We start from the raw sequence: 24,988 nt of genomic DNA on the forward strand, positions 1-24,988 counted from the left end.
AATGTCCGGCGGAATAAACGCAAAATTGCGGTTCCGCTCAGTGTCCTCCACCATTATGGCGAGAGTATGGCAGCCTTGTCCAACCTCAACAGTTGTCTTATCAATCAGCTACGGGCAACATAGCGGCATAACTTCAAGGGTAACTCTGGCCTGCATGAGCATAAATCGTATTCCTGTCCACTTTAGTGACCGTCGTCGACGCGCCATCGATCAGTTCGTGCGCCGCATCGTCACGGCCTGCGGTGTGGGAATTTTACTGCTGATGCTGCTGCTGTTCTTCTGGTTGATCTGGGTGGTGATGCCGCTGTTCAGCGCGCCGGGCATGCAGCCGACGCTCAGTCAGCAGCTGTGGGACAAAGCCCCGGCGCTGGCGCTGGGCAGCGAAGGCCAGCTCGGCTGGCGCATCAGCCGCAACGAAGCGCGCTTTATTCCGCTCGACGGCCAGCCAGCGGGCGACGCGCTGGCGCTGAACGGCCAGCCGCAGGCGGCGGTGACCAGCAGCGACGGCGGCAGCGTATTGCTCAATATGCAGGGCGATCTGTTGCTGATGCAACCGCTCATCCACGGCCAGCACGGTGAATGGTATTTCCCGCTGGGCGATCGGCTGCTGCATCTGCCGCAGGGCGCGGTCAGCCAGATGGCGCTGGCGGTGCCTGGCGATCATCAGTGGCGCATCGCCGCACAAACGCCGGCCGGTATCAGCCTGCTGACCTTTGCCGGCCAGAAACGCGTCGACCAGATTGTATTGCCCGGTGAGCAGGCCGACCTGATGCGGTTGTCGCCGGACGGCACGCTGCTGTACACCAGTACCGGACGGCTGTTGCGGGTGTGGCAGATTACGCCGCAGGGCGCGCAGCTGCGGGAAACTCAGACGCTGTCTCAGCAACCGCGCAGCCTGCAACTGCTGGCGGGCGGGCGCAGCTTACTGATTCAGGATGCGCGTGGCATTCAGCAATGGTTTGCCATCACCGGTGACCACGGGCCACGGCTGCAGCAGATTCACACCTTCACGCACAGCGCGGGTGTGCTCGGTATCGTGCCTGAGGCGCAGCGGCGCGTTTTTGCCAGCTTTGACGCGCAGGGCGTGGTGCGCCTGTTCGCCAGCAAGCAGGCGGGCCCGATTGTCACGCGCCAGCTGGCCGCGGGCATCAGCGCGCTGGCGTTGTCTCCGCGCGGCGATAGCCTGATCGTCGAACGTGCCGGACAGTGGCAGCAGTTCGCGCTGGATAATCCGTGGCCCGATTTCAGCTGGCGCAATCTGTGGCAGAAAATCTGGTATGAAAACTATCCGCAGCCGGACTGGGTATGGCAGTCCACCGCCGCCGGCGACAGCTATCAGGCCAAATTCAGCCTGATGCCGCTGGTGATCGGCACGCTGAAAGCGGCGTCGCTGGCGCTGCTGTTTGCTACGCCGCTGGCGCTGGCGGCGGCGATGTATACCGCATGGTTTATGTCGCCGGGCCTGCGCCGCTGGGTCAAGCCGGGCATTGAAATGATGGGCGCGCTGCCGAGCGTGGTGATTGGCCTGATCGCTGGCGTGTGGCTGGCGCCGCACATCAGCCGCGCGCTGCCTGGCGTGATGCTGCTGCCGCTGGTGCTGGCCGCCACGCTGCTGGTGTGCGGCGTGCTCAGTCCGCGTTTGCCGGCGCGCTGGCGGCGGCCCGGGTTTGAAGTGCTGCTGCTGATGCCACTGCTGTTACTGGTGACGTTACTGACGCTGTGGCTGCCGACACTGTGGTGGCCGCAGATGGGCGAACAGCTGGCGCACTATGAGCAGCGTAACCTGCTGGTGGCGGCGCTGGCGATGGGCTTTGCGCTGGTGCCGCTAATCTTCACCCTGGCGGAAGATGCGCTGTTTAGCGTGCCGGTGGCGCTGGGGCAGGGCTCGCTGGCGCTGGGTGCGACACCGTGGCAAACCCTGACGCGCGTGGTGCTGCCGGGCGCGTCGGCAGGCATTTTTGCCGCGCTGATGATCGGCTTTGGTCGTGCGGTGGGCGAAACCATGATTGTGCTGATGGCCACCGGCAACACCCCGGTGAGCGAAGGCGGCCTGTTTGCCGGGCTGCGCGCGCTGTCGGCCAATATCGCCATTGAAATGCCGGAAGCCGCGGCGGGCAGCGCCCATTATCGCATTCTGTTTCTCAGTGCGTTGCTGCTGCTGATATTCACGCTGGCGATCAACACCGTGGCGGAACTGATTCGTCAGCGGCTGCGCCAGCGCTACAGTCAGCATGAGGGGCAGGCATGAGCGCGCTGCGTCAAAACGATCGCTGGCGCTGGCTGACTGCCGGTGCGGTCGCCGTCTGCCTGCTGGCATTTACCTTATTAATCGGCCTGCTGGGCTGGCAGGGCGTCAGGGCGTTCTGGCCGCAGCCGGTCGATCAGTATCAGTTCCAGCCGCCGCAGGGGGCACCGCTGATGGTGCTGGGTGAAACGCTGGATCGCCAGCAGCAGGGCGATCGCTGGCGCTACGTAGTGAAAACCGGTAACCGCGATTTTGCCGCGCCGGATTTCCGCGTCATCGTCAGTCAGGGCGAAGCGCAAACCCGACGCCCGGCAGAAGTGCTGGTGCTACAGCGACGCAGTGGCGGCAATGCCTACGGCTGGCTGGTGGAGCTGCGTGAAGACAACGAGGTGCTGACCGCGCGCGACCGCGATGCACTGCTGCAGCAGCGGCTGAAGCAGGTGCATGAGCAGCTGCGCCAGGCGAGCAACATCAGGCGTATTGAAATGGCGCGCCTTAACGCCCAGCTGGAGAGTTTGCAACAGCAGGCTGACGAGCAGCGGCGCGGTGGTCACTTCAGCCTGCAGGATCAGTCAGAACTGGATGCCAACAGCGCGGCGCTGCATAAACGCTTCGGCGCGCTGGCGCAGCAGCTGGCGCATCTGCAGCATGAAAGCCAGCGCGATACGCTGGTGCTGCGCGACGTGCAGGGCGACGATCATCTGATTCCGCTGGCGCAGGTGGTGGCCGCTTGGTATCCAAACAGCCTGAGCCTCGGGCAGAAAATCGGGCATTTCCTCAGTCAGATCTGGCAGTTTGTCAGTGACTCGCCCACCTCGGGCGGCAGTGAAAATGGCGCGCTGCCGGCGATTTTCGGCACTGTTTTGATGGTGCTGCTGATGTCAGTGATTGTCATGCCGCTGGGCGTGGTGGCCGCCGTCTGGCTGCACGAATACGCCGGGCGCAACGCGCTCACCCGGCTGGTGCGCATTGCGGTGGTGAATCTGGCTGGCGTGCCGTCGATTGTGTATGGCGTGTTTGGCCTCGGCTTTTTTGTCTGGCTGATTGGCGGCACCCTCGATCAGCTGTTCTTCTCCCGCTCGCTGCCCAATCCTACCTTCGGCACGCCTGGCCTGCTGTGGGCGGCGCTGACGCTGGCGCTGCTGACGCTGCCGGTAGTGATCGTCGCCACCGAAGAGGGGCTGTCGCGTATTCCGGACAATCTGCGTCAGGGCTCGCTGGCGCTGGGCGCAACCCAGGCAGAAACCCTGTGGCGCGTGGTGCTGCCGCTGGCGGTACCGGCGATGCTCACCGGCCTGATTCTGGCGGTGGCGCGCGCCGCCGGCGAAACCGCACCGCTGATGCTGGTGGGCGTGGTCAAAATGGTGCCTGAGCTGCCGGTCGATGCGGTGTTTCCTTACCTGCATCTTGACCGTAAATTTATGCATCTCGGTTTTCAGATTTACGATCTGGCCTTCCAGAGCCCGAACATCGACGCCGACCGACCGCTGGTGTATGCCACGGCACTGCTGCTGGTGGCGATCATTCTGTCGCTTAACCTGCTGGCGATGGTGCTGCGCCATCGGCTGCGCGAGCGCTACCGGCTTATGACGCACTAATAAGGTTTACACATGACGCCCGATTACGCTATTGCGCTCACCGTTAATCAGCTGTCGCTGTGGTACGGCGAACGCCAGGCGCTGAATAACATTGATTTGCAGATCCCTAAGCATCGCATCACGGCGCTGATTGGGCCCTCCGGCTGCGGTAAATCGACGCTGCTGCGCTGCTTCAATCGCATGAACGACGTCATTGATGGCTGCCGCATCGAAGGTGAGATTCTGCTCGATAGCCACGCGGTGATGCAGGCGAACCAGGATCTGCCAGCGCTGCGGCGGCGCATCGGCATGGTGTTCCAGCGCCCGAACCCGTTCCCCAAGTCGATCTATGAGAATGTGGTTTACGGTCTGCGCTTGCAGGGCGTGCGCGATCGTCGCGTGCTGAATGAGGCCTGCGAGCGCGCGCTGCGGGCGGCGGCGCTGTGGGGCGAAGTGAAAGATCAGCTGGGGCAGAATGCGCTGACGCTGTCGAGCGGTCAGCAGCAGCGTCTGGTGATTGCGCGCGCCATCGCCATCGAGCCGGAAGTGCTGCTGCTGGATGAACCCACCTCGGCGCTGGATCCGATCTCGACGCTGGTGATTGAAGAGTTGATGACCACGCTGAAGCAGCATTTCACGCTGGTGCTGGTGACGCACAACATGCAGCAGGCAGCGCGCGTATCCGATTACACCGCGTTTATGCATAACGGGCAGCTGGTGGAGTTTGATGAAACCGACCGGATTTTCACCGCACCGCAGGCGCGGCGCACCGAGGATTATATTACCGGCCGGTTTGGGTAAGTATTGTCAGGTTAGCGCGAAGAATCGCGCCGCTACGAAATGTGCAAAGAAATCATGCAGTAATAAAAGCCGGCACAGCCCCGTAGCGGCGCAATTTATTGCGCAATTCCTGCAAGCGCACGGCGTCAAGGTCAATCAATCGTGCGCATAACCTTCCGGCGGCAACGGTTCGCCATCTAACCACGCTTTGCCCGCGCGCATCTGCAAGCGACCTTCGACAAACCAGCTGATCACTAGCGGATAAATCGCGTGCTCCTGATGCTGCACGCGGGCGCTGATCTCAGCTTCGTCATCGTCAGCAAATACCGGCACGCGCGCCTGCAGAATGATCGGTCCACCGTCCAGCTCGTCAGTCACAAAATGCACCGACGTCCCGTGTTCCGCGTCCCCGTTCGCCAGCGCCTGGCGATGCGTATGCAAACCGGGATATTTCGGCAGCAGCGACGGATGAATATTCAGCAGACGATCGTGATAGTGCGCGACAAACGCCGGGCTCAGAATGCGCATATAACCGGCCAGCACCACCAGATCCGGCGCATAAGCGTCGATCTGCTGCATCAGCTGGCGGTCAAAGGCGTCGCGATCGGTGAAATCCTGCGCGGACAGCGCGTGAGCAGGCACGCTGGCCTGCTGCGCACGCGTCAGACCATAGGCCGAGGCTTTATTACTGAAAACGGCAGCCACGCTGCCGTTAATACGCCCGCTCTCGCAGGCGTCGAGGATGGACTGAAGATTGCTGCCGTTGCCGGAGATCAGTACAACCAGTTTCTTCATGGGTTAATAACCACACGCTCTTCGGCATCAGACGCGTTAATCACGCCAATTTTCCACGCCTGCTCGCCAGCCGCGGTCATCAGCTGTACCGCTTTGTCGGCATCGGCCGGGCTCAGCGCGATCACCATGCCCACGCCGCAGTTAAAGGTGCGGTACATCTCGTGACGGCTGACGTTACCGGCCTGCTGCAGCCAGCTGAATACCGCCGGCCACTGCCAGCTTTTCTCGTCAATCACCGCCTGGGTGTTATCCGGCAGGACGCGCGGAATGTTTTCCCAGAAGCCGCCGCCGGTCAGGTGGGCAATGGCATGCACGTCCACCTGCTCAATCAGGCTAAGGATATTTTTCACGTAGATGCGGGTCGGCGCCAGCAGGTGATCGGCCAGCGGTTTGCCTTCCAGCTGTTTAGTGGTGGGATCGGTCTGGCTGACTTCAAGAATTTTACGCACCAGCGAGTAGCCGTTAGAGTGCGGACCGCTGGAGCCCAGCGCGATCAGCACGTCGCCATCCTGCACTTTGCTGCCGTCGATGATCTCAGACTTTTCCACCACGCCGACGCAGAAACCGGCCACGTCGTAATCTTCGCCGTGATACATGCCCGGCATCTCAGCGGTTTCACCGCCGACCAGCGCACAGCCCGACTGCAGACAGCCTTCGGCGATACCGGTGATCACCGCGGAGGCGGTATCCACATCCAGCTTGCCGGTGGCGTAATAGTCGAGGAAGAACAGCGGCTCAGCGCCCTGTACCACCAGATCGTTCACGCACATCGCGACCAGATCGATGCCGATGCTGTCGTGGCGTTTGAGATCCATCGCCAGACGCAGCTTGGTGCCGACGCCATCAGTTCCGGAGACCAGCACCGGCTCGCGGTATTTCTGCGGCAGCGCACACAGCGCGCCAAAGCCACCCAGTCCACCCATCACTTCCGGGCGGCGGGTTTTCTTTACTACGCCTTTAATACGGTCAACCAGATCGTTACCAGCATCAATATCAACACCGGCGTCTTTGTAGCTGAGAGAGGTTTTGTCGGTCACTGCGGAATCCCCACGCGATTGCGGTTGGTGGCAAAAATTAAGCGCGGCAATTCTACCAGCGCAGGCAAACGTTTGCGAGTCCCATCTCAGGGCACCTTTGCAGCGTGCTGATTTTTCGCTAATCCTTATTCTCAGGCGATTTGTGCACGTTACCTGACCAATCACCGGTGGCGCGGCGGTAAAAAGGCGGTATAATCCGGCGATTTTTTTTTAGCTCAACTCAATTCCGGGAGAATAATCATGAAGATCGTGGAAGTCAGACACCCGCTGGTCAAACATAAACTGGGCCTGATGCGTGAGCATGATATCAGCACCAAGCGCTTCCGCGAGCTGGCCTCGGAAGTGGGCAGCTTACTGACCTATGAAGCCACCGCCGATCTCGAAACCGAGCGCGTGACCATTGAAGGCTGGAACGGTCCGGTCGACGTCGATCAAATCAAAGGCAAAAAAATTACCGTCGTCCCGATTCTGCGTGCTGGCCTTGGCATGATGGAAGGTGTGCTGGAGCACGTACCGAGCGCGCGCATCAGCGTGGTGGGCGTTTACCGTGACGAAGAGACGCTGGAGCCGGTGCCTTACTTCCAGAAGCTGGTGTCAAACATCGAAGAGCGTATGGCGCTGGTGGTTGACCCGATGCTGGCGACCGGCGGCTCGATGATCGCCACCATCGATCTGCTGAAGAAAGCCGGCTGCAACAGCATTAAAGTGCTGGTGCTGGTGGCCGCGCCGGAAGGCATTGCCGCGCTGGAGAAAGCGCATCCGGACGTTGAGCTGTACACCGCGTCGATCGATCAGGGCCTGAACGAGAAGGGGTACATTATCCCGGGCCTCGGCGATGCCGGCGACAAGATTTTCGGAACCAAATAAATAAACCAGCCGGCCAGAGAGTCGGCTTTTTTTTGGCAAAAATACCGTTCAGTCAGACACCGTATCGACAGGATGCACATTTTGTAGCGGCGCGATTTATCGCGCTGATGCCGGGCAAGCTATGGTGCCCATCCGGACAAGGCGCAATGAATTGCGCCACTACGATAAGGTGCGGCGTTGACGAACGAGCATAAAAATAAACGTATAGGGGATAAATGATGACTCGCAGAGCCATTGGCGTTAGTGAACGCCCGCCACTGTTGCAAACCATTCCGCTCAGCCTGCAGCACCTGTTCGCCATGTTCGGCGCTACCGTGCTGGTGCCGATTCTGTTCCACATCAACCCGGCCACCGTGCTGCTGTTCAACGGCGTCGGCACGCTGCTGTATCTGTTTATCTGTAAAGGCAAAATCCCGGCCTATCTTGGCTCCAGCTTTGCCTTTATCTCGCCGGTGCTGCTGCTGCTGCCGCTCGGTTATGAAGTGGCGCTCGGCGGCTTTATCCTGTGCGGTGCGCTGTTCTGCATCGTGGCGCTGATTGTGAAGAAGGCCGGCACCGGCTGGCTCGATGTCATGTTCCCACCGGCGGCGATGGGGGCCATCGTGGCGGTTATCGGTCTCGAACTGGCTGGCGTGGCGGCGAATATGGCCGGGCTGCTGCCCGCTGACGGCACCACAGCGGACAGTAAAACCATCATTATTTCGCTGGTGACGCTGGCGGTGACGGTGTTTGGCTCGGTACTGTTCCGTGGCTTCTTCGCCATTATCCCGATCCTGATTGGCGTGCTGGTCGGCTACGCGTTGTCGTCGGCCATGGGTATCGTTGACTGGAGCGCAGTGGAAAACGCGCCGTGGTTTGCGCTGCCGACCTTCTATACGCCGCGCTTTGAATGGGCCGCGATGCTGACCATCCTGCCCGCAGCGCTGGTGGTAATTGCCGAGCACGTGGGCCATTTGGTGGTGACCGCCAACATCGTGAAGAAGGATCTGATTCGCGATCCCGGCCTGCATCGCTCGATGTTTGCCAACGGCCTGTCGACCATGATCTCCGGCTTCTTTGGTTCCACGCCGAATACCACCTACGGTGAAAACATTGGCGTCATGGCGATCACCCGCGTTTACAGCACCTGGGTGATCGGCGGCGCGGCGATCTTCGCCATTCTGCTCTCCTGCGTCGGTAAACTGGCAGCCGCCATCCAGGCGATCCCGGTACCGGTGATGGGCGGGGTGTCGCTGCTGCTGTATGGCGTGATTGGCGCTTCCGGTATTCGCGTGCTGATTGAATCCAAAGTCGACTACAACAAAGCGCAGAATCTGATCCTCACCTCGGTGATCCTGATCATTGGCGTCAGCGGCGCGAAGGTGCACGTGGGCGCCGCCGAGCTGAAGGGCATGGCGCTGGCCACCATCGTCGGCGTTGGCCTGGCGCTGATTTTCCGCGTAATCAGTCTGTTACGTCCAGAAGAAGTGGTGCTGGACGCAGAAGAAAAACGCGAGCTTTAAAGGATCCTGCGGGCAGGGAAGCCCGGTTCATCTCTGCGGAGGATCGTGATAAACTTGCCCGGTTTTCTGCCCGCTCATCCGTTGAGGTACTTCTGAACACGCCGGCACAGCTTTCACTGCCACTCTATCTACCCGATGATGAAACCTTTGCCAGTTTCTGGCCGGGGGAAAATCCGTCACTGCTGGCGGCGCTGCAGGGCGCGCTGGCGCAACAGCACGGCAGCTATCTCTACTTCTGGTCGCGCGAAGGCGGCGGCCGCAGCCATTTGCTGCACGCAGCCTGCGCCGAAATGTCCGCGCGCGGCGAAGCGGTGGGTTATGTGCCGCTCGATAAGCGCACCTGGTTCGTGCCGGAAGTGCTGGAAGGCATGGAGAATCTGGCGCTGGTGTGCATTGATAATATTGAGTGCATCGCCGGCGAAGCCGAGTGGGAGATGGCGATCTTCGATCTCTACAACCGCATTCTGGAAACCGGCAAAACCCGCCTGCTGATCACCGGCGATCGCCCCCCGCGTCAGCTCAATCTGGGCTTGCCGGATCTGGCGTCACGTCTCGACTGGGGACAAATTTACCGCTTACAGCCGCTGTCCGACGAGGACAAACTGCAGGCGATGCAGCTGCGTGCCGGCCTGCGCGGCTTTGAGCTGCCGGAAGACGTTGGGCGTTTCCTGCTGAAACGCCTCGACCGCGAAATGCGCACGCTGTTTGACACGCTTAATCGTCTCGATCGCGCCTCGATCAGCGCACAGCGCAAGCTGACCATTCCCTTCGTGAAAGAGGCGCTGGGGCTTTAGAGTATCTCCAGCACCGCTTCTGGCGGACGACCAATGCGGGCGCGGTCGCCCTGAATCACAATCGGCCGCTCGATCAGTTTTGGATGCTCCACCATCGCCTGTAACAACTGTTGTTCGCTGAGATCGTTACTGGCCAACCCCAGCGTTTTATAGATTTCCTCGCCACGGCGCATCAGCTCGCGCGCGCTGTGCATGCCCAGCTGTTGCAGCAGCGTTTTCAGCGTGTCGATGTCCGGCGGCGTATCGAGATACAGCACCACCTGCGGTTCAATGCCCTGTTGCTGCAGTAGCGTGAGGGTTTCGCGGCTCTTGCTGCAGCGCGGATTGTGATAAATACGGACCATGTTTTTTTATCCTGCGTAATCCATTGATGCGCACCGAAATCCTGCCGGCCATCCACTCGCGTAACCGGCTATTTACCCTTTTGCATACTGCTTAAAACGCCGCTGTAACTCGCGGAACTGGTCGATACGCGCATCGTAACGCGCCTGCTTCAGGCTGCCGAGCGGCACCTGGGCGCTGGCGCTGCTCAGGGTGGTGATGGCCTGATCGAGCTGGCCGTTCAGCGCCAGACTCTCCGCCCGTGCCGAAAGCTCCTCATCGCGCAGCCCCTGCGCGGCTGAGGCCTGCGCCAGTAAATCCCATGCGTTGAGATCGTCAGGGTGCGCGAAGGTATAGCGGTTCAGGATGCGGCTGGCGTTGGCCGGCTGCTTCGCCTCGACGTAGGCGTTTGCCAGGTTAAGCTGCAGCACCGGGCTGGTCTGGCTGCCGCGGGCGGCGTTCAGCATGCTGATGGCCTGCTGCGGCTGGTTCAGACCGATGTCGATATCGGTCATGATATCAAGGAACCACAGGTTATCCGGCTGCTTCGCCAGCAGCGGCGCGATGATCTTTTTCGCGTTGGCAAAATCTTTCGCCTGCAGGAACTGCACCGCTTTGCCGTACTGCGCCGCCTGCTGTTCCCGCGTGTTGCCTTTGGCGTACTCATTCAGCAAATCGTCAGTCAGCTGATTGCGGCCGGTGGCGTACATACCCAGCGCGCGCACCTTCGCCATATAGAAATCCTGCGACGACTGCACCACCACCGGGCGCATCTGGTTGGCGCGGTTACGCGCGTCGGCCAGGCGGCTATCGGGCAGCGGGTGCGTCAGCAGAATTTCCGGTGGTTTTGACGAGAAGCGGCTTTGATCGGCCAGCTTTTGCAGAAACGCGGGCATCGCCTGCGGATCGAAACCGGCGCGCTGCAGCACCTGAATGCCGATGCGATCTGCTTCCTGCTCGTTGCCCTGGGTAAAGCTGATAATACCCTGCTGCGTACCGGCCAGCGTACCGGTCAGTGCCGCCATCCCGGCCTGCGGGCTGGCCAGCGCCAGCAGGATCGAACCCAGCGCGCCGACCCAGGTGAGCGGGGCGCTGCGCTTTTGCTCTTCCATGGCGCGTGCCAGATGGCGCTGCGTCACGTGCGAAATTTCGTGCGCCATCACCGACGCCAGCTGGCTTTCGTTATCGGTATAGCGGAACAGCGACGAGTGCAGCACCACATTGCCGCCAAAGAAGGCGAAAGCGTTGAGCTCGTCATTCTGAATCAGGAAAAAGTGAAACGGCGTGCGCACTGAATGGGCGTGTGCCACCAGCCGCTGGCCGAGTTCATTGATGTACTGATTAAGCAGCGGATCGTTGATCAGTGGCGCGCTGGCGCGCAGCTGGCGCACGTAGAAGTCGCCAATCTGCAGCTCCTGATTAATGGAAAGCGTGGAGCCTGCCGTGGTGCCCATGTCGGGCAAATTGTCGCTCAGATCGGCGCGGACACCGACCGCAGGCGTGAGCAGCAGCGCAGGAATAAGGGCCGCCAGCACTGATTTTTTCAACCGGTTAAACATGCCTTGATCCTGTAAAAGTCTCCTGCCATTGGACAGGAAAGTCATGCCAATGTTCTGTGGCGGCGTTTCCTTTTCTGCCGCGGCTCTATCTTAACCACAGTGAGGATACAAGCAAATGCCGCCGTCACATTGACGTGATGGCAAAGAATGGCTGACTGACGCGAAATTTGTAGCAAAAAATTGAATAGCGAAAAGGCAAAAGAAAACGGCGTAGCGCACTGATGAAATTAAAGTTACGTAAAGTTGCTCAAAATAATTGAATCTGGCATGGTTTTTTCCAGGTTTACTCTGAAAAACACGCCTGAAATCCCACGGTTGGCCCGCTTTATCCATCAGTGATTTTTATCGTGCTGCTCTGGCCGTGCATCACCAGCCCAGAAATGAATGGTCAGGTTTTGCTCACTGGTCAACTGGCGGTGCGCGATGACAGTATTAACCCGCACGATGAGGTGCTGTCATCTGCTGTGCATCCCTCTGCCTGGTGACTGCCGGTATTTCCGGCCAGCTATTTTTCAACTCGCCCGCACCGCTCAATTAACAGCCTTATTCAATCAGCTGACGCAATGATTTCTGCTGGCAGCCAAACGCCGGACAGCCCGCCAGTACAGGCGTTTTGCCCGCCGCGCGCTGTGGTATAGATAAAGCACTTTTTCAAACGGACTGTGAATTAACGCGCAGTGCATGCCGGAGAGTTTCTATGCGTTCTGTTGTTTCCTGTGCCCTGATTGCCATCGTGGGTGGGATGGTCGGTGCCGCCGTAATCAAAAGCGATGACCTGTATCAGCGCATCGCGGGCCATTTTTCCGCCGAACCTGCCGATCCGGACGGGTTCTGGAGCACGCCGGCGGTCGCGGGCTACGGCAAAATTCATTATGAAGCCGACGCCGCGTTTAAACCGGCGGTGGGGCTGAGCAACAAAGTGGTGTTCCAGCTGACCCGCAATGAAGGCGATATCAAACGGCCTAACCTCGGGCTGGAGCGTGTGGCGCGCGTGGTCAATCTGTACATCGCCGCTGGCGTACCGGCCGAACAGCTGCAGTTTGTGGTGTCGATGACCGGCGATGCCACGCCCGCCACGCTGGATAACGCGCATTTTAAGCAGTTTTACGGCGTCGATAACCCCAACCTCGCGCTGATTGGCGCGCTGAACAAGCTGGGCGTCAAAGTGTCGGTGTGCGATCAGTCGGTGGCGTTCCATCACTATCCGCGCGACTGGATCGACCGGTCGGTGATTCATGCATTATCCAGCCCGACCACGGTGTCGACGCTGGAAAATCAGGGCTATGCCTTTTTACAGATGTAATCGCGTCTTTGGTTAAGGAGAAGTGTCATGCGTCCAGCATCCTATATAGTTATCGCCGCGCTGGCGGGCTTTGTCGGCGGAAATGTGCTGCAGCTGCCGGAACTGGTGGATAAAGTCAGCGGGAAATTCGCTGACCAGAAAACCGAACCGGCGGATTTCTGGAGCACGCCGGCGATTGCCGGTTACGGTAAAATTCACTTTGTTAACACGCCGGATTACAACCCGGCCAACACGCCCGGGCTGAGCAATAAGATTGTGTTTCAGATCAACCGCAGCGAAGGGGATATCCATCAGCCAAACCTCGGCCTTGAGCGCGTGGCACGCGTCACCAACCTCTATTACGCGGCCGGCGTGCCGCTGAATCAGCTCAACTTTGTGGTGTCGATCAACAGCGATGCGGTGCCGGCCGCGCTTAATAACGATCAATTCCGTAAAGCGTACGGCAGCGATAACCCTAACCTGAAGCTGATTGATGAGCTGAAGAAAGCCGGGGTGAAAGTGACCATTTGCGACCAGTCGGTGGCCTTCCATCAGCTGGAGCGCGACTGGATTGACACTCGTGTCACGCATACGCTCTCCAGCGGCACCACCGTCGCGTCGCTGCAAAATGAAGGGTACGCCTTCCTGATGCTGTAATCCTGCCGACAGCAGTGCAGGCTGCTGTCATCTTTTCGTCATCCCTTCGCGATGTCACTGTCACAGTTCGCCGTTAGTTTAGGCGCCAATGAGATCGATCTCATCGGCACTTTACGAGGCGAACATGTCCGACTTACTCACGGTGGCAAAGCTGGCAGGCGTTTCACGCGCTACGGCCGCGCGCGCCTTTTCCGATCCCCATCTGCTGCGGCGCGACACGCTGGAGAGAGTGCTGGCGGCGTCGGAGCAGCTCGGCTTTCGTCCTAACCACATCGCGCGCCAGCTGCGCACGCAGCACTCCACCACCTTCGGCGTGCTGCTGCCCTCGCTGCTTAACCCGATCTTCTCCTGCCAGTTACAGGCGATGGAGCGCCAGGCGCGCGACGCCGGCTATGGCCTGCTGGTGGCCACCAGCGATTACCAGCCCGAGCGCGAAGCCGCCATCGTTGAACATATGCTGCGCCAGCGCGTGGCGGGCCTGGTCCTGACGGTGGCCGACGCGGATAACAGCGCGGTGCTCAGCACGCTGCAGGCGGCTGGCCTGCCGTTTGTGCTGGCGCATAACGTGCCGCAGCACAGCCACTGGCCGGCGGTGTGCGTGGATAACCGCCAGGCGATGCGCGAAGCCACCGCACAGCTGCTGGCGCTTGGTCATCGCCGCATTGCCATGGTCGCCGGACCGATGCTGCAGTCAGACCGTGCACGCCTGCGCTATCAGGGCTATTGCGACGCCATGCAGCACGCGGGCCTGACGGCGCTGCCGGTGATTGAGATGGCCAGCCACACCCAATCCGACTTTACGCTGCTGGCCCCGATGCTCAGCGGTGCCACCCCGCTCAGCGCAGTGATCTGCACCAACGACCTGCTGGCCATCAGCCTGATTGGCGCGGCGGCGCGCGCGGGCGTGCCTGTGCCACAGCAGCTGGCGGTGATGGGCTTTGACGGGATTGCGATGGGGGCACAAATGGCCCCGTCGCTGGCCAGCGTAGCGCAGCCCGCCGAACGGCTCGGCGCCTGCGCCATCGATATGTTGTTGCATAACGTCAGCCGCGGCACCCGCGTGCTGCCACACCAGTTGCGGAGCGGTGAGAGTGTTGCTGCCCCCGCGTTTATTGCCACCACCAGGGAACCTCATGATGCTGCATAAAAAAGTAAAAATTTACGCCGGCGCCATCGCGCTCAGCGCCAGCGCGTTGTTTACCAGCCTGACGCAGGCGGCGGAAACCGCCATCTGTTACAACTGCCCGCCCGAGTGGGCCGACTGGGGCACTCAGCTCAAAGCGATTGCCAGAGACACCGGCATTCAGGTGCCGCAGGACAACAAAAACTCCGGCCAGGCGCTGGCGCAGCTGGTGGCGGAGCAGGGCAATCCGGTGGCCGACGTGGTCTATTACGGCGTCAGCTTCGGCATTCAGGCCGACAGCGCCGGCGTGGTCGCCAGTTACAAACCGGCGCACTGGGATGACATTCCTGCCGGCATGAAAGACAGCAACGGCAAATGGGTGGCGCTGCACTCGGGCACCATGGGCTTTATGGTCAATGTCGATGCGCTGGGCGGCGCGCCGGTACCGCAATCCTGGGACGACCTGCTGAAGCCGGAATACAAAGGCATGATTGGCTATCTCGACCCGGCCAGCGCCTTTGTCGGTTACGTGGCGGCGGTGGCAGTCAACCAGGCGAAGGGCGGCAACATGCAGGACTTCACGCCGGCGCTGAACTGGTTCAAAAAGCTGCAGGCGAATCAGCCTATCGTGCCTAAGCAGACCGCGTATGCGCGCCTGATTTCCGGCGAGATCCCGATTCTGCTCGACTATGACTTCAATGCTTACCGCGCCCGCTACAAAGATCACGCTAACGTCGCCTTTGTTATTCCCAAAGAGGGCACGGTAACGGTGCCGTACGTCATCAGCCTGGTGAAGAATGCACCGCACGCGGCGAACGGCAAAAAAGTGATCGACTATGTGCTGTCGGACAAAGGGCAGGCCATCTGGGCCAGCGCGTTCCTGCGCCCGGTGCGCACCGGCGCCATGAGCGCAGAAGCGAAGAAATATTTCCTGCCGGACAGCGACTATGCGCGTGCGCACACCGTTGACTATCAGCAGATGGCGGCAGCGCAGAAAGCCTTCTCGGCGCGCTATCTGAGTGAGATTCGCTGATGGCGATGACCGATACCCTGGCGGCTTCGTGCCGCCGGACATCGCGCCTGGCCGGCAGCCGCTGGTTATGGCTGACGCTGCCGGCGCTGCTGTTCTTCTGCGCCTTCTGGCTGCTGCCGTTTGTCCGGCTGCTGCAGATGGCGATGCAGGACGACCGCAGCACCCGGCACAGTGGCTACTGGACGGTACTGACGCAGCCGCACTACCTGCTCAGCCTGCTGAACACCGTGCTGCTGTCGCTCGCCGTCACGCTGGTGACGCTGGCCATCGCCGCGACAGTCGGCTGCTTTCTGGCACGCCAGCGCTTTAGCGGACGCAGCACGCTGCTGGCGCTGCTGACGTTTCCGCTGGCCTTTCCGGGCGTGGTGGTGGGATTTCTGGTGGTGATGCTGGCGGGCCGTCAGGGACTGCTGGCGCAAATCAGCCTGGCGCTGTTCCACGAGCGCTGGATGCTGGCCTATTCGTTTACCGGCCTGTTTATTGGCTATCTCTATTTTTCACTGCCGCGCGCCATCATCACGCTGGTGGCGGCGAGTGAAAAACTCGACCGTTCTCTCGAAGAGGCGGCGCGTTCGCTGGGCGCCAGTCAGTGGCGCATCACCTGGGATGTGATTGTGCCGGGGCTGCAGCCGGCGCTGCTCTCCACCGGCGCGCTCTGTTTTGCCACCAGTATGGGTGCGTTCGGTACCGCGTTTACCCTGGGCACCGATCTGGCGGTGCTGCCGCTGACCATTTACGGCGAATTCACCAACTACGCCAATTTCGCCACCGCCGCCGCGCTGTCGGTGGTGATGGGCGGCGTTGCCTGGCTGGCACTGATGCTGGCGCGCCGACTGGCTCACCAGGAGGTGACATGAGACGTCGCGGCCTGTTCAGCCTGCAACTGCTGGTCACCCTACTCACCGCGCTGTTCATGATTGTGCCGGTGGTGCTGTCGATGCTGGCCGGCGTGACCAACAACTATTTTACCGGCCTGCGCAGCGGCCTGACGCTGAAGTGGGTGACCCAGGTGTGGCAGCTTTACGCCGACACCTTCTGGCTGTCGCTGCTGATTGCGCTGGCCTGCCTGCTGATCACGCTGCTGATCGGCGTGCCGGCAGCGTGGGGGCTGTTAAAAGCGCCGCGGCGCTGGGCGGCGCGCATCGAAGAGTGCCTGATGCTGCCCGTCGCGCTGCCGGGCCTCGCCACCGCGCTGGGCATCATCCTGCTGTACGGCCAGTTCTCCGGCCTGCGCGATAGCTGGCTGTTCATTCTGATCGGTCACGTGCTGTTTACCTTGCCGTTTATGCTGCGCCCGGTGCTGGCGGTAATGCAGGCGGTGGAGATGCCGCGGCTGGAAGAGGCGGCGGCCAGTCTCGGTGCCAGCCTGTGGCAGCGCTTTTTTACCGTGGTGGTGCCCAACTGTCGCAACGGCATTCTCGCCGGGGCGTTTATGGTGATCACCCTGTCGGTGGGTGAGTTCAACATCACCTGGATGCTGCATACGCCGCTGACAAAAACGCTGCCGGTGGGGCTGGCAGACAGCTATGCCTCAATGCGACTGGAAGTGGGATCGGCTTACACGCTGATCTTTATTCTGCTGATTGTGCCGCTGCTGCTGATGCTCAACGCGGTCAATCACTGGCTCAACCGTACGCTCACGCGTGCTAATAAGGAGGCGGCATGAACCCTGCGGCCGTAACCGTTACGCTGCGCCATTGTGCGCGGCACTTTAATCACCAGCTGGCGCTGCAGCCGCTCGATCTGACGGTGCAGCCTGGCGAAACCCTGGTGCTGCTCGGTCCGTCCGGCTGTGGCAAAACCACCACGCTGCGCATCATCAGTGGCCTGGAGCGCTGTGACGACGGCGGTGAAGTGTGGTTTGACGATCGTAACGTGACCGCCCTGCCGATTGAGAAACGCAACGTGGGCATGGTGTTCCAGAACTACGCGCTGTTTCCCCATCTCAACGTGGCGCAGAACGTCGCTTACGGCCTGAAAGTACAGGGCGTGGCGCGCGCCGAACGCGACGCGCGCGTGCAGGAGATGCTGGCCCTGGTGGATCTCAGCGCGCTGGCGCAGCGCAGCATCGACAAGCTGTCGGGCGGTCAAAAGCAGCGCGTAGCGCTGGCACGTGCGCTGGCGGCGCGTCCGAAGGTGCTGCTGTTTGATGAGCCGCTGGCGGCGCTGGATGCGCGCCTGCGCGACCGGCTGCGGCTGGAGATTGGCGCGCTGCTGAAACAGCTGGCGATCACCGCCGTGTACGTCACGCACGATCAGCAGGAAGCAATGGCGCTGGGCGATCGCATTGCGGTGATGGAGCAGGGGCGTCTGGTGCAAATTGATACGCCGCAAAATATTTACCAGCGCCCGGCGTCACAGTTTGTCGCGGATTTTGTCGGCGCGATTAACTGTGTCGGGGTCGATGCGCGTGGTAATCCGCAGCATTTCTGCCGCCCTGAGGATGTGCTGCTGGCGGCGGACCAGCGCTACGCACGCCCCGGTTTCATCCTCGGCACCACCTTTCTCGGCGCTGCGCAGCGGCTGAGTATTGATATCGGGCTGGCGGCGCCGATCCAGGTTGATCGCCACGCGCGCGAAGCCTGGCACGCCGGCCAGCCGGTAAGCTGGACGCTGGCGCAGGATGCCGCGCTGCACTTTTCTGCCTGATAAGGAGCTGTTGTGACTGACGCAATGACGCTGATTGCGCAAATCAGCGATTTACACATCAAGGCCCATGGTCGTCTCTCCTATAAAAAAGTGGATACGCACGCTGCGCTGCTGCGGGTGATCGACACGCTGAATCAGCTGGTGCCGCGACCGGATACGGTGGTGATTACCGGCGACCTGGTGGATTTTGGCACTGCGGAAGAGTACCAGACGCTGCGCGAGGCGCTGCGCCATCTGCAACTGCCGTTCCTGCTGATGCCGGGCAATCACGACGATCGCCAGCAGCTGCGCGCCGCGTTTCCGGAGCATCACTACCTGCAGCACGGCGAAACGCTCAACTGGCAGATGCGTGTGAATCATCTGCAGCTGCTGGCGCTCGACTCCAGCGTACCGCATCAGCCGTGGGGCTACGTCGATGACGCACAGCTGCAATGGCTGGCAGAGCAGCTGGCGCGTGAGCCTGATTTGCCGAAGCTGGTGCTGCTGCATCATCCGCCGTTCCTGAGCGGCATTGGCCACATGGATCGGCAGCCGCTGCGCAATCCGGCGGCGCTGGCTGCCATTATTGGCCAGCATCCCCAGGTGGAACGGGTGCTGAGCGGCCACCTGCACCGCTCGGTGCAGGCGCGTTTTGCCGGCACGCTGGCCTGCGTGGCGCCCGGTGTGTCGCATCAGGTGGCACTGGATTTGCGTGACCACGGTCCGGCGAACTTTGTGCTGGAACCGCCCGGTTTTCTGCTGCATCGCTGGCAGCCGCAGCAGGGGATGACTACGCATCTGTGCGCAATCGGCGATTATCCAGGACCGTGGCCGTTTTACGATGCGCAGGGTTTAATTGATTAGCACCAGTAATAGCACAATAAAAAAGCGTTCCTGAGGGTCTGCGTCGTAGTCAATTTGGCTCAGAGGTGTACAATTGTCTGTTACCTCACCAGGGTAAACACCTCCAATTATAACAAGATAGTCAGGCACGCTAACTTATGAAGCTACTCACCAGGGCGGTTGCGCCATGTTAACGCGCATCCGGCCAAAAACTGATCTGCGCACGCTGATTGCGCTGCTGGCGATCACCAGTATCGTCATCACACTGGCTAATACGCTGTACGCCACCTGGCGCGTACAGCGCATGGTGCTGATCGAAAGCACCCTTGAAGCCAATCGCGCTTACGCCACCAAGCTGGCGGCCACCACCGAAGTGTTTTTCCAGCTGGCGCAGTCGCAGCTGCACTACAGCGCCAATCAGCTGGGTAAAGATTTCGATAATCCCGAACTGCTGCAGCAGGAAGTGAACCGACTGCGCGAACAGACCAGCAGTTTTAACTCGGTGGCGATTGTCGACAGCAACGGCGTGATTAAAGCCATTTCGCCGGAATCGCTGATGCTGAAAGGCATGCAGCTCACCAGCCAGTCTTCGCGCGAAGCGCTGGCACAGCGCCAGCCGATGGTCAGCCGGCCCACCATTTCTGCCACCAATAACCTGCTGGTGTTTGTTTCCTGGCCGGTGTGGAGTACCGATGGGCGCTATCTTGGCTACGTGGGCGGCACTATTTATCTGAAGAAAAAAAGCATTCTCAACGTGCTGCTCGGCGAGCAGTACTATCGTGACGGCACCCATGTTTACGTGCTGGATCGCGAAAACCGCGTGCTGTATCACCAGAACAATCAGCTGATTGGCAAAAACGTGCCGGGCATCGTCAGCGATCGTCAGCGCCAGGAGCACAGCAATGGCGAAGTTCAGCTGACGGAAGAGGGTACGGCGAAGCTGGCGGGCTACGCTGTGGTACCCACCACCGGCTGGATGGTGGTGGCGCTCAAGCCGACAAACGTCACGCTGGCGCCGCTCTCCGGGCTGCTGCTCCAGGTGCTGAAGAATTCGGTGCCGTTTGCGCTGCTGACGCTGCTGGTGGCGGTGATTCTGGCCCGGCTGATTGCCTTGCCGCTGTGGCAGCTGGCGCGCAAAGCCAGCCAGATGGATACCCAGGGCGTTTCCGGTGAAATTGGCGTGATTCGCGCCTGGTACTTTGAAGCGGCGCAGGTGAAGCGCGCGCTGCTCACCGGCATTGGTCTGGTGCAGGATAAAATCGGCCGGCTCAAGTCAGAGGTGCAGAGCGATCCCATGACCAGCCTGCTCAATCGCCGCGGCCTGAGCGCGGTGCTCGACTATTTCGATACCATGCAGCAGCCGTTTGCCGTGCTGGCGCTGGATATTGACCACTTCAAACGGGTGAATGATAACTTCGGGCATGATGTTGGCGACGAGGTGATCAAACAGGTGGCGCGCACGCTGCGCCAGAGCGCGCGTCAGACCGACGTGGTGTGCCGCAACGGCGGCGAAGAGTTTCTGATGCTGCTTCCCGCCACCGCCCCTGATGAAGCGCGGGTGATTGCCGAGCGCGTGCGCACCAGCATTGCCGGCGGCTGGATTGATCCGGTCGGGCAGATCACGATTTCGATTGGTATCGCCAGCTGGCAGCCGACGCACGGCAGTCAGGAGCAGATTCTGAAGCAGGCCGATGATGCGCTGTATCAGGCGAAAAACGCCGGACGTAACTGCGTGGTGATCGCCGGGCAGAAGGCGCTGGCCAGCACGGTTTCGCGTTATTAATCGCGCAGCGTCACAGCAGGATAAAAAAACGGGTGCCTGGCGGGCACCCGTTGGTAATCAGGCTGATTTCAGGTAATCAAGCACGATATCGTGGTGGTTCGAGGTTTTAAAATCGTCGAACACCTTCTCCACTTTGCCATCGCCGCCAATCAGGAAGCTGATGCGGTGAATGCCGTCGTAGGTTTTCCCCATAAAGGTCTTCTCACCCCAGACGCCAAACTGCTCGCAAACCTGATGATCTTCATCCGACAGCAGGGTGAAGTTGAGTAGTTCTTTCTCGACAAAGCGAGACAGTTTTTCCGGCTTGTCGGTGCTGATGCCCAGCACTTCCACGCCCGCCTTCTTTAAATCATCCATGTTATCGCGCAGACCACATGCCTGCGTGGTGCAGCCCGGCGTCATGGCTTTCGGGTAGAAATAGACCAGAACGCGCTGTCCCTGGAAGTCGGCCAAATTTACTTGTTCGCCATCCTGATCGGGCAAGCTAAATTTCGGTGCGGTGTCACCGGCTTTCAGTGGATTCATCACAACTCTCCATTTTTTTCTTCATGCTGTGGGTAATACACCATCAGCGGCAAAAGCGCCAGGTGGAGTTTACCTCAGGGTTATTTCACTACACGGTATGCCGGCGCGGCAGAGTGTGTGGCGGAATAACCCGGAGCCTGATTCAGACGGCGCTGTGCGCGTCGTCGGTGACACTATAGAGGCGAATTGAACCTTGTGCATGCAGTTCTTCGCACAGCCGATGGAAAGCCTGCTCAAACGGTGCGCTGGCATGATTCGCCGGGCTGTGTGCGGTCATCTGAATATAGAGCACCGGCGGCTCGTCGTCCTGGGCGGGCGTAATGCGCGACACCAGCTCGGCGATGTTCATCTGATGTTTATCGAACAGATCGGTAAAGCGTTCGATGATATGCGGTGAGTCTGGCACTTCCACCTGTACCCAGACGGTGGCGGGCATCGGCGGCGTCACGCGCGCGTTAGTGCGCTTCATCACGATCAGCAGTTCCAGCTCGGCACCCTTCATCGGCAGGGTCGATTCAATCAGGGTAATGGCGTTCCAGCTGCCGGAGAGCAGCATAATAAAGGTGAACTCGTCGCCCAGCATCGCCAGGCGGCTGTCTTCAATATTGCAACCGCAGCTGCTGACGTGGCGGGTAATGGTATTGACGATACCCGGACGATCAACGCCCAGAGCGGTGATCACCAGATGGTGCGGCTGTGACTGCGGCAAAATGGCGTTTCCTGTACGTTCGCTAATAACCATAAGGTAAACATAAAAAAAACTGCTGACAAGCGCGGTAATGGCGTGGCTCGCTTGCTTTTCTTTCGGCGGAAAACGTAACATGAGGCACTTGTTTGTCGAGGGGATAGCCCATGTTCACCGGAAGTATTGTTGCGCTCATTACGCCTTTGAATGAAAAAGGTGATGTCTGCCGCGCAAGTCTGAAAAAACTGATTGATTATCATGTCGCCAGCGGTACGGCGGCGATTGTTTCTGTTGGCACCACCGGCGAATCCGCGACCCTCAGCCATGAAGAGCATGGCGATGTGGTGATGCAAACCCTGGAGCTGGCCGATGGCCGCATTCCCGTGATTGCCGGGACCGGCGCGAATGCCACCGCCGAAGGGATCTCTCTGACAAAACGCTTTACCGGCACCGGCGTAGTCGGCTGCCTCACCGTGACCCCGTACTACAACCGTCCGACGCAGGAAGGTCTGTACCAGCACTTCAAAGCGATCGCCGAAAGCACCGACCTGCCCCAGATGCTGTATAACGTCCCGTCACGTACCGGCTGTGACATGCTGCCGGAAACCGTTGCCCGCCTGGCTGAAATCAAAAATATTATCGGAATCAAAGAGGCCACCGGGAACTTATCGCGTATTTCGCAGATCCAACAGCTGGTTGGAGATGAGTTCATTATTGTCAGCGGTGATGACGCGACAGCGCTGGACTCCATGCAACTGGGCGGCAAAGGCGTTATTTCGGTCACGGCTAACATTGCAGCACGTGAAATGGTTGAACTCTGTGCGCTGGCACAAGAGGGCAAATTTGCCGAAGCGCGTCGCCTGAATCAGCGTCTGATGCACCTGCACCAGACGCTTTTCTGTGAACCGAATCCTATCCCGGTGAAATGGGCCGCGAAACAGCTAGGATTAATCGCCGATGACACGCTGCGCTTGCCGATGACGCCGCTGACCGAAGCCGGTCAGGCGAAAACCGCGCAGGCGCTGATCCAGGCGGGTCTGCGATAATTTAGGGAGAATCAATGAGTTATTCAGTTAAGCGCTCGACGCTGGCAACCGTGGTGGGCCTCTCCACCCTGATGCTGCTAACAGCTTGTTCCAGCGATCAGCGTTATAAGCGCCAGGTCAGCGGTGATGAATCTTACCTGCAGGCGCCTGAACTGCATGATTTAAAAGCCCCGGCGGGCATGATTCTGCCGCTGCAGAATGGTGATTACGATGTGCCGCACAGCGTGGCGAAAGGCGCGCTGGGTAAAGAGCTCGACATCCGTCCGCCGGCGCAGCCGCTGGCGCTGATGAACGGCACCCGCGCGCAGTTCACCGGTAACACCGGCGTGCTGGCGGTTGACAGCAGCCGTGGCTCCATCTGGTCGCAGGTGGTGAACGTGGTGCAGTCGTACAAATTCCCGGTTGCCCAGCGTGATGATGCGGCGCAGCAGCTCACCACCGACTGGGTACAGTGGAACCGTGCTGACGAAGATAACCAGTATCGCGGCCGTTACCAGATCAGCGTGCAGAACCAAGGCTATCAGCAGGTGCTGACCGTACGTCTGCTGGAACTGCAGCAGCAGGGCCAGACGGTCACCACGCCGGTCCAGATTCAGCGCTATACCGGTCAGATGCTGAATGACATCAGCACCGGTCTGGATAAGATCGATACCGCCAGCCAGGATGCGGCTGCCGGACGTGCCAGCGGACAGATTGATGTCCAGAGCGGCGCGGACGACACCGGTCTGCCACTGCTGGTGCTGCGCTCACCGTTTAACGTCACCTGGCAGCGTCTGCCGGCGGCGCTGAAGCGTATGGGCATGGAAGTCACCGATGACAACCGCTCGCAGGGCAGTCTGAAAGTGACCTACAAGCAGCCGGGCAGCAGCGCGTTTGACGCCATCGGCGCGAAAGATCCGGAACTGCCAAACGGCGACTACAAGTTGCAGGTGGGCGATCTCGATAACCGCAGCAGCCTGCAGTTCATCGATCCGAAAGGACATGTACTCACCCAGGCGCAGAATGATGCGCTGGTGGCGGTCCTGCAGGGCGCGCTGAACAAATAAATGCAATAAAGGCCGGAGATTCTCCGGCCTTTTTGTTTTGGTTTTGGCATAATAGCGCCCGGCGAGGTAAACGATTGCGTCAGGCAGTCATCGCGCGGTGAAACACCGCTGAACACGGGTTCTTTCATGTTTGGAGTTAACAAGATGCAAAAGCGAGCTGAGTTGTATCGCGGTAAAGCGAAAACCGTATACAGCACCGACAATCCGGATCTGCTGGTACTTGAATTCCGCAACGATACGTCAGCAGGAGACGGTGCACGAATCGAGCAGTTTGATCGTAAAGGCATGGTGAACAACAAGTTCAACCATTTCATCATGACCAAACTGCAGGAAGCGGGCATTCCGACCCAGATGGAAGCGCTGCTTTCTGATAACGAAGCGCTGGTGAAAAAGCTGGAGATGGTGCCGGTAGAGTGCGTGGTGCGCAACCGGGCGGCCGGATCGCTGGTGAAACGTCTGGGCGTGGAAGAGGGCATGCTGCTCAATCCACCGCTGTTTGATCTCTTCCTGAAAGATGACGCCAAACACGACCCGATGGTCAACGAATCGTACTGCGAAACCTTTGGCTGGGTGAGCAAGGCTAACCTGGCGCGCATGCAGGAGCTGACCTTCAAAGCCAACGAAGTGCTGAGCAAACTGTTTGATGATGCCGGCCTGATTCTGGTGGACTTCAAGCTGGAGTTCGGTCTGTTCAAAGGTGAAGTGACGCTGGGCGACGAATTCTCGCCAGACGGCGCGCGTCTGTGGGACAAAGAGACCATGGACAAGATGGACAAAGACCGTTTCCGTCAGAGCCTTGGCGGCCTGATCGAAGCGTACGAAGAAGTGGCACACCGTCTGGGTGTCAAACTGGACTAAGC

At 60.0% G+C, this 24,988-nt stretch carries 24 protein-coding genes; 18 read left to right on the forward strand and 6 right to left on the reverse strand.

Going from position 1 to position 24,988, the window contains the following annotated elements:
* Positions 1-154 precede the first annotated feature (154 nt).
* Genes F3J36_RS09585 through pstB form a run of 3 tightly spaced genes read left to right on the forward strand, consistent with a single transcriptional unit; the run spans position 155 to position 4,623 of the window.
* Positions 155-2,248 (forward strand): ABC transporter permease subunit, encoded by a 2,094-nt coding sequence (locus F3J36_RS09585; RefSeq protein WP_166719578.1) that lies wholly within the window; start codon positions 155-157, stop codon positions 2,246-2,248.
* A complete protein-coding gene (gene pstA / locus F3J36_RS09590; RefSeq protein ID WP_058758318.1) occupies positions 2,245-3,843 on the forward strand; it encodes a phosphate ABC transporter permease PstA in 1,599 nt (532 codons plus the stop codon). Before F3J36_RS09585 ends, pstA begins: the two co-directional genes overlap by 4 nt.
* 12 nt (positions 3,844-3,855) lie before the next feature.
* Entirely contained in the window at positions 3,856-4,623 is a 768-nt protein-coding gene (pstB, locus tag F3J36_RS09595; protein WP_021506586.1) for a phosphate ABC transporter ATP-binding protein PstB, read from the forward strand.
* Positions 4,624-4,758: 135 nt separating this feature from the next.
* On the opposite strand, the gene purN is transcribed toward pstB, so the two are convergent.
* Together purN and purM are read right to left on the reverse strand one after the other, a co-directional pair.
* On the reverse strand, positions 4,759-5,397 hold the full coding sequence (gene purN / locus F3J36_RS09600; protein WP_058758319.1) for a phosphoribosylglycinamide formyltransferase: 639 nt from the start codon (positions 5,395-5,397) through the stop codon (positions 4,759-4,761).
* Entirely contained in the window at positions 5,394-6,434 is a 1,041-nt protein-coding gene (gene purM, locus F3J36_RS09605) for a phosphoribosylformylglycinamidine cyclo-ligase (RefSeq protein WP_021506588.1), read from the reverse strand. Before purM ends, purN begins: the two co-directional genes overlap by 4 nt.
* Before the next feature lie 240 nt (positions 6,435-6,674).
* On the opposite strand from purM, the gene upp reads away from it, so the two are divergent.
* The 3 genes from upp to hda all read left to right on the forward strand — a co-directional run bounded on the left by upp (position 6,675) and on the right by hda (position 9,597).
* Positions 6,675-7,301 (forward strand): uracil phosphoribosyltransferase, encoded by a 627-nt coding sequence (upp, locus tag F3J36_RS09610; protein ID WP_010617600.1) that lies wholly within the window; start codon positions 6,675-6,677, stop codon positions 7,299-7,301.
* A 218-nt stretch (positions 7,302-7,519) separates the two neighbouring features.
* Entirely contained in the window at positions 7,520-8,803 is a 1,284-nt protein-coding gene (uraA, locus tag F3J36_RS09615; RefSeq protein WP_031279414.1) for a uracil permease, read from the forward strand.
* A gap of 92 nt (positions 8,804-8,895) precedes the next feature.
* Positions 8,896-9,597 carry a DnaA inactivator Hda gene (gene hda, locus F3J36_RS09620; protein ID WP_211073016.1) on the forward strand — a complete coding sequence of 234 codons (702 nt, stop codon included), beginning with the start codon at positions 8,896-8,898 and terminating at the stop codon, positions 9,595-9,597.
* Here the strand turns inward: hda and arsC are convergent.
* Both arsC and F3J36_RS09630 read right to left on the reverse strand, forming a co-directional pair.
* Positions 9,594-9,941 carry an arsenate reductase (glutaredoxin) gene (arsC, locus tag F3J36_RS09625; protein ID WP_166719580.1) on the reverse strand — a complete coding sequence of 116 codons (348 nt, stop codon included), beginning with the start codon at positions 9,939-9,941 and terminating at the stop codon, positions 9,594-9,596. The two genes, hda and arsC, sit on opposite strands and share 4 nt — an antisense overlap.
* Positions 9,942-10,013: 72 nt before the next feature.
* Positions 10,014-11,477 carry a M48 family metallopeptidase gene (locus tag F3J36_RS09630; protein ID WP_021506592.1) on the reverse strand — a complete coding sequence of 488 codons (1,464 nt, stop codon included), beginning with the start codon at positions 11,475-11,477 and terminating at the stop codon, positions 10,014-10,016.
* A gap of 697 nt (positions 11,478-12,174) precedes the next feature.
* Between F3J36_RS09630 and F3J36_RS09635 the strand changes: the two genes are divergently transcribed.
* The 9 genes from F3J36_RS09635 to F3J36_RS09675 all read left to right on the forward strand — a co-directional run bounded on the left by F3J36_RS09635 (position 12,175) and on the right by F3J36_RS09675 (position 20,826).
* Positions 12,175-12,780, forward strand: coding sequence for a DsrE family protein (locus F3J36_RS09635; protein ID WP_058775665.1), 606 nt, complete (start codon positions 12,175-12,177; stop codon positions 12,778-12,780).
* A 27-nt stretch (positions 12,781-12,807) separates the two neighbouring features.
* Positions 12,808-13,416: a DsrE family protein gene (locus F3J36_RS09640; RefSeq protein ID WP_021506594.1), complete on the forward strand. Its 609-nt coding sequence runs from the start codon at positions 12,808-12,810 to the stop codon at positions 13,414-13,416.
* A 124-nt stretch (positions 13,417-13,540) separates the two neighbouring features.
* Positions 13,541-14,563 (forward strand): substrate-binding domain-containing protein, encoded by a 1,023-nt coding sequence (locus F3J36_RS09645; RefSeq protein ID WP_058775666.1) that lies wholly within the window; start codon positions 13,541-13,543, stop codon positions 14,561-14,563.
* Positions 14,550-15,572 (forward strand): ABC transporter substrate-binding protein, encoded by a 1,023-nt coding sequence (locus F3J36_RS09650; protein WP_058758325.1) that lies wholly within the window; start codon positions 14,550-14,552, stop codon positions 15,570-15,572. Before F3J36_RS09645 ends, F3J36_RS09650 begins: the two co-directional genes overlap by 14 nt.
* A complete protein-coding gene (locus F3J36_RS09655; RefSeq protein WP_166719582.1) occupies positions 15,572-16,429 on the forward strand; it encodes an ABC transporter permease in 858 nt (285 codons plus the stop codon). The genes F3J36_RS09650 and F3J36_RS09655 overlap by 1 nt, the downstream gene beginning before the upstream one ends.
* On the forward strand, positions 16,426-17,238 hold the full coding sequence (locus tag F3J36_RS09660; protein WP_166719583.1) for an ABC transporter permease: 813 nt from the start codon (positions 16,426-16,428) through the stop codon (positions 17,236-17,238). Before F3J36_RS09655 ends, F3J36_RS09660 begins: the two co-directional genes overlap by 4 nt.
* Positions 17,235-18,221, forward strand: coding sequence for an ABC transporter ATP-binding protein (locus F3J36_RS09665; protein WP_058770829.1), 987 nt, complete (start codon positions 17,235-17,237; stop codon positions 18,219-18,221). Before F3J36_RS09660 ends, F3J36_RS09665 begins: the two co-directional genes overlap by 4 nt.
* A 24-nt stretch (positions 18,222-18,245) precedes the next feature.
* Complete coding sequence (locus F3J36_RS09670; protein ID WP_211073018.1) at positions 18,246-19,064, forward strand: phosphodiesterase; 819 nt, start codon at positions 18,246-18,248, stop codon at positions 19,062-19,064.
* Positions 19,065-19,230: 166 nt separating this feature from the next.
* Positions 19,231-20,826 (forward strand): sensor domain-containing diguanylate cyclase, encoded by a 1,596-nt coding sequence (locus F3J36_RS09675; RefSeq protein ID WP_166719585.1) that lies wholly within the window; start codon positions 19,231-19,233, stop codon positions 20,824-20,826.
* 57 nt (positions 20,827-20,883) lie between these two features.
* Here the strand turns inward: F3J36_RS09675 and bcp are convergent, their stop codons facing one another.
* On the reverse strand, positions 20,884-21,351 hold the full coding sequence (bcp, locus tag F3J36_RS09680; protein ID WP_021506602.1) for a thioredoxin-dependent thiol peroxidase: 468 nt from the start codon (positions 21,349-21,351) through the stop codon (positions 20,884-20,886).
* Positions 21,352-21,493: 142 nt separating this feature from the next.
* The gene (locus F3J36_RS09685; protein WP_081049393.1) at positions 21,494-22,060 is read right to left on the reverse strand and encodes a glycine cleavage system transcriptional repressor; all 567 of its coding nucleotides are present in this window, start codon (positions 22,058-22,060) and stop codon (positions 21,494-21,496) included.
* A gap of 143 nt (positions 22,061-22,203) precedes the next feature.
* Here F3J36_RS09685 and dapA point away from each other — a divergent pair, with 143 nt between their 5' ends.
* The 3 genes from dapA (at position 22,204) to purC (ending at position 24,986) form a co-directional block, all read left to right on the forward strand.
* Positions 22,204-23,082, forward strand: coding sequence for a 4-hydroxy-tetrahydrodipicolinate synthase (gene dapA, locus F3J36_RS09690; RefSeq protein WP_021506604.1), 879 nt, complete (start codon positions 22,204-22,206; stop codon positions 23,080-23,082).
* Positions 23,083-23,096: 14 nt separating this feature from the next.
* Positions 23,097-24,128, forward strand: a complete 1,032-nt coding sequence (gene bamC, locus F3J36_RS09695) for an outer membrane protein assembly factor BamC (RefSeq protein WP_166719586.1) — start codon at positions 23,097-23,099, stop codon at positions 24,126-24,128.
* A gap of 144 nt (positions 24,129-24,272) precedes the next feature.
* Positions 24,273-24,986, forward strand: a complete 714-nt coding sequence (purC, locus tag F3J36_RS09700; protein WP_031279423.1) for a phosphoribosylaminoimidazolesuccinocarboxamide synthase — start codon at positions 24,273-24,275, stop codon at positions 24,984-24,986.
* Positions 24,987-24,988 lie beyond the last annotated feature (2 nt).

Origin of the sequence: Pantoea sp. Cy-640, from assembly GCF_011752635.1 — a bacterium.
Classification (GTDB): Bacteria; Pseudomonadota; Gammaproteobacteria; order Enterobacterales; family Enterobacteriaceae; genus Pantoea; species Pantoea dispersa.